The following is an 8,302-nucleotide window of genomic DNA, read 5'->3' as shown; positions in this document are numbered from 1 at the left end:
CCAGTGGTAACGCAAGCTCCAACGACTGCAACGCCAGTGGTAACGCAAGCTCCAACGACTGCAACGCCAGTGGTAACGCAAGCTCCAACGACTGCAACGCCAGTGGTAACGCAAGCTCCAACGACTGCAACGCCAGTGGTAACGCAAGCTCCAACAACTGCTACTCCGGAAGTAACACAACCACCTGTAACAGTTGCACCAGAATCAACTGAAGCTACAACTAAGGTAGTAGAAAAAACAAAATCACCTTCGAAAACAAAGTCTACATCGACAACTCCATTAACCACTGAAGTACCAGTAATTGAAGATAATGTGATATCTATCATTGAACCAACTTCAAGTGAAAGTGCTGATCTTGATGAGTTTGCGACATTTGATGATGGAGAAATAGCACTCGGATCAATTGATCCTCCGGTAAATGATTCCCATTTAGTAGAAGATGAACCAGAGATTATTCTTGATATTGAAATTCCATTAGGAAACGGTTCATTACCTAAAACTAGTGAAAGTTTACCTTGGAGAGTTTATACATTCGGTACTGGATTAATTGCATTAGGCTGGGTGTTCAGAAAGAAATAGTTACAATTAGCAGTCTTTAGAGAAATTCTGAAGACTGCTTTTCTTTATGAATTATTCTGTGTTCATAAAGTCACTGATATAAAAAGAAAATCTTGATAACAGTTGTATAAAATTTGACTGTTATCAAGATTTCGATTTTACGAGCTTAAACGGTTGAGATTTAGTCTCTTAACCTAGATAACGGTGTTCAACTTTCTTTACATCAAATCTAACGAGTTTGAATGTCAACTGGATGATAGGACCGATACCGAATACAAGAATAGCGGTACCAATTCCAACCTTTCCCCCCATCAGTATGCCGAGCATAAGTGCTGCGAACTCAATGAGTGCGCGAATTAATCCTACCGGCTTGTTGGTCTTTTTAGTAAGAATGACCATGAGGCCGTCTCTAGGACCTGCGCCAAGTCCTGCACCTATGTAAAGCCAGGATGCAATTGCGATGGTAAACATTCCACTGACAAGCATTAAAATACCGGTAACCATAGTAGTTGAATTAGGTATCAGATTCAACTTGAATAGCCAGTCGATGAACACACCGATCAGCGACATATTCAGTAAGGTTCCCAATCCGATTTTTTCTTTAAAAAGATAGTTTAAAACAACGATAATCAGTCCAGTCAAAATGACTGCCTGTCCTAGGGATATCGGAAATACATTACTCATTCCCTGATGGAATACCGTCCATGGAGAGACGCCTAGGTGAGCTTTAATCGTAATGCCAATTCCGAGTGCGTATAAGAAGAGTCCTAATAGCATTCGAGGCATGAGTTTTAGTGTTTTCAATTTGCTTTATCTCCTATTGTCTATCAGCCTATGGGTGATCATTTTTGTAGTTGCTAACATAATACTAGCATACGCACCTAAGTGGGTAAAGTAAAAACCACTCGTATCAGTTTGCGAGTGGTTTTTACGAAAGCTGAGTTAAATTAATTTTCATTAAGGTCTGTCGCTCAATGACAACATAATTAATGATATAATCAATTATGAATACTAAATGGTATTAGGAGGCAATATGATCACAAAGATTAAAACGATGTTGGACATTTCAAAAAAGCAAGCGCTTGAGAATCCTCAGGCTTCCTATAGTTTGGCAAAAGAAGCATTTGCTCTTGCATGCGAAAATGATTTGGAAATTGAAAAGGCGAATGCCTATTATTGTATGGCCTATTCGTGCAGGGTGATGTCGGATTATTCAAATGGTCTTATCTATGCACTTAAAGCTCTAGATATCTTTAATGGTCATAATGACTTGAGTGGAATATTGAAGGTAAGAAATATCATAGGGATAGTCTATTTTTATTATAGTGATTATAAAAGCTCTCTTGAAAATTTTATGATCGCAATAGAAATACTCGAAAAGATAAAGGATCCGCGACTTGAATCGAGTGTGTTGAACAATATCGGTGAAATTCATAGAGTCGCTGAAGATTTTGAAAAAGCGCTCGATTATTACAAGAGGGCCCTAGAAATTTCATTCGAGAATCATTTAGAAATGAATATAGCTGTCATCTATATGAATATCGGTCAAATCTACTATTTACAAAAAGAGTATGTAAAAGCGCTAGTTCAAATGATCAATTGTGAGGAATATTCAAAACGCAGTAATGATATCATCACTCACGGCGAAGTACAGACAAAACTTGGTCGTTTGATGCTTGCGCAAGGCGACTATGAAAAAGCAAGAGAGCACTATTTGTCAGCGTTAAAGCATTTTAATAAAGTGAACAACAGATTTTACATGGTTGAATTATTGATGGACTTCGCACAACTAGACATGGCGATGAAACTTAATCCGAAGCCTCATCTTATGGAAGCCCTAGATTATGCGATTGAAAATAACTTAGGTTCAAAGATTTCAGAAATCTATAAGCAACTCATCGCATACCATGAGGCAAATGATGATTACAAGAAGGCGTTTGATTATTTTAAGTTGTATCATCAAAAAGAAAGAGAAATAGAAGCTAGCAATTTATCGATGAAGCTCGAGTTGATCTCCGTGGAATTCAGTTACTATAAAGAAAAAAACGAAAAAGAGCAGAACAAGTTATTAAGTGAGAAGCTTAAACATGAAGTAAGTGAATCTAAAAAAGAGCTGCAAGAAATCAAGCTTGAAAATGAGAAACTGATTGAAGTCAGTATCATTGATGAGCTGACCCAAATCTATAACCGAAGAGGCATTACCCAGATGTTATCTCAAAAGACTAGCGTAAAAGGACCGCTGATGGACTTAGTGTTCATTATCGATATCGATTACTTTAAACTCTATAATGACACGTGGGGTCATGTAAAAGGTGATACATGCTTGCAGCAAATTACTGAACAGCTTAAACACCTGAAGTATGAGGATTACTTTATTGGTAGGTATGGTGGTGAGGAATTCTTATGCTATATGAAAGTTAAAGACAAAGACGAGGCGATGGAAATTGGATTGAAGATTAAAGAATCGGTCTCAAGTCTTAATCTTTACTATGATACACCGAAGGGTCAGAGAAGCATTACGGTCAGTATAGGTGGTTGCATAGATAGGATGGCAAATGAAAATCTGAACCGCTATATTGAGGAAGCGGATAAGTGTCTTTATCAGGCTAAAAGTGCGGGCAGGAACAGGGTAATCATCGCTTGATTTGAATACTTGTCACCGCAAGGCTTGCTTTGAGTGATTTCATCTTGTGAATGGGTATAGGGATACTTAAGCGATCTATAAGCCTATTTCGATAGTTGCAGGAGGTAAAGATGAAAAAGACCACTTTAGCTGACCAAACAGCGGCTTCAAAAGCGATGGAGCATATGTTTTCTCCCGAGGAACGATTGTTTGAAGATGAATACTCCGTTAAGTTCATTTCTGCTTTCAATCGTCCTTTCATAAGTATGTTGCAATCAAAACGGCTACTTCATTGGATGGCCGACTTGTCAGAAAAGATAGCTCCAGGTGTTTATGGGGGGCTTATTGCAAGAACACGTTATATCGATGATGTGATAGATAAGGCGTTGGGGGAAGGTATGGAAACCATCGTGAATCTGGGGGGCGGTTATGATACAAGATGCCTCAGAATCGGAAGGATGAAAGAAATTGATTATTATCATGTCGATCAAGCGGAAGTAATCGATAAGTTTAGTAAGAATATGGCGAAGTTGCCAATGGGCATACCCGATAATGTTCGATTTGTCTCAATTGATTTTGACAAGCAAAGCCTAGCGGAGGTGCTTTCGAATTCAGGTTATGACAAGCGTTCAAAAACACTTTTCATCTGGGAAGCGGTCACCCAGTACATAAGCGAAGAGGCGGTTTCAGATACCTTAAAGTAAGTTGCGTCAGCAAAAAATGGAAGCAAGATTGTTTTTACCTACATACTCAAAGCCTTATTGACAAACCCAGAGCTGTTTCCTGAATATAAGTCACTTAAAAAGCAAATCAATATGATGGGGGCGGCATGGATTTACGTACTCGATCCCAGTCAGATGCCTGAGTACCTTGACCATTATGGTCTCAAGCTTATTGAGGATATCGGTAAAGTCGAATTTTTGGAAAGATACTTTTTGCCGATCGGACGTGAAATTGAACTGATGTCAGTAGAACGCGTTGCCTTTGCAGAGGTTTAAAGTCAAGCCGTGTTATAGTATATGGTATTCAACCGATCATAAGCGGTATCACGAGTAGTCGTGATACCGCTTTATATTTATGGTGAAAATCATTTGTTTTTCACTGCTTTGAGACTTATGAAAATAAGTACGGCTCCTGCGAGAATAATGACACCGTTAAGAAGGGTTCGTTTGAGTCTGTCACTCATCGATGAATCAAGGAGTTCCTCATCGGATTTATCGATTTTCTCCACGTGTGCGACTTTGGAGTTCACTTGGGTCTTTGCACTGATCTCATCTTTGAAATAGCCAATGTCATATACGGGAGCTTCAACTGACTCATCTCCTAGCTGTAAGCGAAACGTTCCATCGGTTTGATTCTCAAAATACAAGTAATCTGGTGTATATTCAAGGTCGATGCTACTTAAGTCAAGAGGTGCGTTATCACCATTGCTAATAGTCAGCACTATTTTCTGGTAGTCTGTGAAGGTTTCGGGTAGTTTGATTGCACCGCTTCCCATTTCAGGTGTTTGGCTTAAGGTGGCCCTATAGGTCTTGAATTTCATATCTAAAGAGTAATAGTCTACGGTCACGTTTCTAAAAAACCTTCCGTCAGCGTGAAGGATCAGTTTGGTTATCGGCAAGTTCGCATAGTCGGTGATTGTGATTTGTGTCTGTTTTTCCTGTTCTTCGACTTGATAATCAGCTTGGATGATCGACGAGCTACTTGGCATAAGAAGCTTGTCTGTATACCTGATACCTTGTACTGACATATCTACAAGATCTGATTTGGCTTGATCGGTTGTTACCCTGTAGTAGATATAATCGACTTCGCTTTTGAAGGTGATCAATGACTGCTTACCACCTGTGACCCTGTAGATGGGTTCTGTTGTTATCCATGTGAAATCCTCTTGGTTATAGCTGCCCCAAATCTGAGCTTCAAAGAGATAGTCGGCAGGTGTATTCACCTGAACCTCAAGTGCGCTTAGGAAGATATCTTGATCTTCTGTCGATGCGGTCTTAAAGTCGTATACATCTCTATCTTTTTCTCGTCTAGCACCGATAGGTGTCAAAGTGCTTTCTGATATGATATTCATCTTCTTAGGTTCAAGCCTTTGGATGAAATAAGGAATTTCGATCTTGCTTTGATTAAAAATTCTAATATCGCCAAGCTGATTCCTACTCAAATGATAAAGTTCCGGAGTGATGGCAAAGCAGTTGAACTCTTGTGGAGTCAACACTTCTATTGAAGCTTGGTAGATAATTGGAGTTTCAGCGAAGGTAATACCTGCGATTAGGAACAGCAGTAGGAGCAGATTAATTTTCCTTGTCATCAACGTCACCTCCATCCAGTTGTTCTTCAAGTTTTGCATTGATTCTTTGGTAGACATAGGACATGGCTATTAGTATAATGCCAAAAGCAAAGTAGCTTACAATGCGCTGTCCAAGTTCAAAGTGCATGGAATCCCATAACAGGAGTTTGGCGGTTGTCACTAAAGCCAGTAGTAAGCCTACTTTTCTGAGTGAACTGTTGTATTTGAGGAAGCCGAGAAGGACATAGGCGATAGCAAATAGGATGAGCGAGAGGTTTAGCAGCACATCATCGTAATTCGTATCGATCCGCTGTGCGAAGTTCACATAGTAGGCAAATAAGCAGTATAAACCGATGACGACACTGCTCACACCTGTCGGAATGCGAGTGCCGATCCTATCGTCTTTAAACCACATGACCATCACCCGAATGATGAAGTAGTTGAGCAGGATGAGTGCAAGGATATCGATGCTCCATCTTATGCCCACGGGCATTGCAGGTTCAAAGTTACTGATAAGGGCTGTGATTGCTATTAGCGAATAGGCGGCTTTTTTAAACATGTCCATATGGATATACTTATCAAGATCAAAGTACTTGAGCATCTTAACCATCAAGATACCGGAGGTCATGAAGAGTACGACGGACTCGACCATGTAAAGATCACCCGATAGGCTGTTCACAGTCTTCATAAGTTCTATCGTAACAAAATAGATGATATGGGCGAGCACAAAGTATCTGAAGAATCTGTTGATGCTTGAAAACGCGCTGTTCAGTTTGCTTTCATCCCTGTATAGGTAGAAGACCGAGAGCTCACCTAAAATAAGTGCCAGGTAATTGAGATCACCGCTCCAAGTGAAGTCAGACAGCGGCATCAATACGTCAAAGTTGTCTAGGTAGAACATGTAATGCGAAATAATCAATAAGACTATTCCACCGACTTGAATACTTGCTATCCCGTTGCGTCTACCGACTGCAAGAAAGGCGACCGACTGAAGCAGCCATGCGATAAACCACCACTCCAACTCGAGTTGTAATGGGACGACAAGCACACCGAAAACCGCAGAAATCAAGTAATAGAGTTCCAACTGTTTAGGTTCTATCCTTCTTTTTTGTGCGACAATACCGATAGCTAGATATAAGGTACCGAAGATGATGGCGATGACTCCATTATAGGCAAATTCCTTATCGATGTTCAGTACAAGATAGATCATGGAAATATGGCCGATGGTGTTAAACAGTGTGATCAAAGTATCTTCTACCGCAATCCTGATCGTCTTGTTTAACATACGGTAAGTGATTACTTCAAAATAGGTCAAAAAGTTGATTGCAAGGACGGCTAGCTGCAGGTAGACGGCATCCATCAGCATGACCAGCGCATCCACACAGATCAGATTGAATGCGAAACCGATGATGATAGACAGTTTCCAGTCGTGGCGCAGTGACATTGCAAGGATTACAAAGTTAAGAACCATTAGATAAGTGACAGCTCCAAGTACAGGTAGGGTATCTATTCCTTCTACTACCACATAGGCGAACACAGGCAAGTAACCGCCAATCAACGAGATGGCAGCCAGCGTTTGCGATTTATGTTGCCATGAAAGAACAATCGAGCAAATCGCGATGACAACAGCGATACCTAGTGCCGGCCACAAGTCCAATATGTTTAGGTAGAACGTGCTGATAAAGGTGGACGCATATAAGATACCGATACCGCCTCCCAGCAATGACATGGAAAGGGCCTTATATTTTTTTCGGCTAAATAGCTCACCGATGACGATCATGACAATTCCGATACTATAAAAAGTGATCCCTTTTGCAATATCATTAAAGAAGTTGGAATAGGTGTATTGTCCTGCAAGTACGACCGCCAGCACGATAAGCAGCGCGCCGATCTTATTTACAATAGAAAGGCCCCATTTGAATTCGAGAACTGAAGGTTTGGATTCCTTTATAAGCATCGCCTCTGTAACGGCTTGCAGTTCTTGATTATCATAGGCTTCCATAGATGCTTTTTCAAGCTGCAAAAGTCTGTCAAGTTCTGCTCTAGCAGCAAGCACATCAGGTTTTAGGTGATCCTTTATCGCATTCAATTCATTTTGGTACTTTTCCTTTAAGGATTCAGTTAAGATTTCAGCCTTTTGCGTATAAGCATCGATATGGCTTTCCATTTCAATAGTAATCTTTTCAAGATGGTTATAGACACGGTCTTCCGCTTGCTTGAAGAGTAGATCCATTCTGGATTTTGAGTGGGTGATATGGACCATTTTTTCAGAAGCTAGATGACTCATAAACCCCACTTTAAGGTCCGTATAATCCTTTTTCAACTCATTGTATTCTTTAGACAGGGACTTGAACTTTTCATCCAACTCCTCCTTCATGTCCTTTAATTCCTCATTCTCCTTAGCCACTTGTTCTATGCCGAGTGATTGAAGCTTTTCTTCGAGTGCTGCTAAGGATTGGCGATGATGTTTTAGAACCTCATCATAGGTTTGAACAGTCTTGTTTTTCATGTTCGTCTCCGATTCTTATAGTAACAATAGTTCCTGTTTGATTATGTCCTTAAAGCAATTATAGTAAAATATTACCACGTTGTGGTATTAATTTTAGTGCGTAAGCAAATAAATGCAGGATTTATATCGGATTTGAACGAATGTCTGAGATAGTCGAGTGAGGAAACCGCTTATGTTCTTATATTACGTTTTTCTTAAAACGCACTAAGGAATGCATTAATTTAGTAAAATTGTAATGGAAAGTCTGAGAGGGGTTGTGTTTAGAGACAGCAGGACGTCTTAAGATCATGCGGTCGATAACCGTGTGTTTTACTTTTGATAT

7 protein-coding genes are annotated in these 8,302 nt (G+C 40.1%); 4 read left to right on the top strand and 3 right to left on the bottom strand.

Features of this window, described 5'->3' with window-relative positions:
- On the top strand, positions 1–579 hold a 579-nt coding region (locus DWB64_RS19240; RefSeq protein ID WP_206736660.1), incomplete at its 5' end, for a hypothetical protein.
- Between the two features lie 168 nt (positions 580–747).
- Here DWB64_RS19240 and DWB64_RS09340 read toward each other — a convergent pair.
- Positions 748–1,362 (bottom strand): YitT family protein, encoded by a 615-nt coding sequence (locus DWB64_RS09340; protein ID WP_243118967.1) that lies wholly within the window; start codon positions 1,360–1,362, stop codon positions 748–750.
- A gap of 229 nt (positions 1,363–1,591) precedes the next feature.
- Here DWB64_RS09340 and DWB64_RS09335 point away from each other — a divergent pair, with 229 nt between their 5' ends.
- From DWB64_RS09335 to DWB64_RS09325, 3 genes are all read left to right on the top strand, one after another.
- The gene (locus DWB64_RS09335) at positions 1,592–3,202 is read left to right on the top strand and encodes a GGDEF domain-containing protein (RefSeq protein ID WP_164980327.1); all 1,611 of its coding nucleotides are present in this window, start codon (positions 1,592–1,594) and stop codon (positions 3,200–3,202) included.
- A 110-nt stretch (positions 3,203–3,312) separates the two neighbouring features.
- On the top strand, positions 3,313–3,885 hold the full coding sequence (locus DWB64_RS09330) for a class I SAM-dependent methyltransferase (RefSeq protein ID WP_129487956.1): 573 nt from the start codon (positions 3,313–3,315) through the stop codon (positions 3,883–3,885).
- A gap of 57 nt (positions 3,886–3,942) precedes the next feature.
- Positions 3,943–4,179, top strand: a complete 237-nt coding sequence (locus tag DWB64_RS09325) for a hypothetical protein (protein ID WP_129487955.1) — start codon at positions 3,943–3,945, stop codon at positions 4,177–4,179.
- Between the two features lie 89 nt (positions 4,180–4,268).
- Here the strand turns inward: DWB64_RS09325 and DWB64_RS09320 are convergent, their stop codons facing one another.
- Both DWB64_RS09320 and DWB64_RS09315 read right to left on the bottom strand, forming a co-directional pair.
- The gene (locus tag DWB64_RS09320) at positions 4,269–5,492 is read right to left on the bottom strand and encodes a hypothetical protein (protein WP_129487954.1); all 1,224 of its coding nucleotides are present in this window, start codon (positions 5,490–5,492) and stop codon (positions 4,269–4,271) included.
- Positions 5,476–7,980 carry a DUF2339 domain-containing protein gene (locus DWB64_RS09315; RefSeq protein WP_129487953.1) on the bottom strand — a complete coding sequence of 835 codons (2,505 nt, stop codon included), beginning with the start codon at positions 7,978–7,980 and terminating at the stop codon, positions 5,476–5,478. Before DWB64_RS09315 ends, DWB64_RS09320 begins: the two co-directional genes overlap by 17 nt.
- Between the last annotated feature and the right edge of the window lie 322 nt (positions 7,981–8,302).

It is taken from the genome of Fusibacter sp. A1, assembly GCF_004125825.1.
Taxonomy (GTDB): Bacteria; Bacillota; Clostridia; order Peptostreptococcales; family Acidaminobacteraceae; genus QQWI01.
Note: the sequence above shows the minus strand (reverse complement) of the source record. Positions and strands in the feature narration are given on the sequence as shown.

What these genes read in the sequence shown, in the direction of transcription:
- DWB64_RS09315 (WP_129487953.1), bottom strand. Translation starts at nt 7,980, where the DNA reads ATGAAAAACAAGACTGTTCAAACCTATGATGAGGTTCTAAAACATCAT.
- DWB64_RS09320 (WP_129487954.1), bottom strand. Translation starts at nt 5,492, where the DNA reads ATGACAAGGAAAATTAATCTGCTCCTACTGCTGTTCCTAATCGCAGGT.
- DWB64_RS09335 (WP_164980327.1), top strand. Translation starts at nt 1,592, where the DNA reads ATGATCACAAAGATTAAAACGATGTTGGACATTTCAAAAAAGCAAGCG.
- DWB64_RS09330 (WP_129487956.1), top strand. Translation starts at nt 3,313, where the DNA reads ATGAAAAAGACCACTTTAGCTGACCAAACAGCGGCTTCAAAAGCGATG.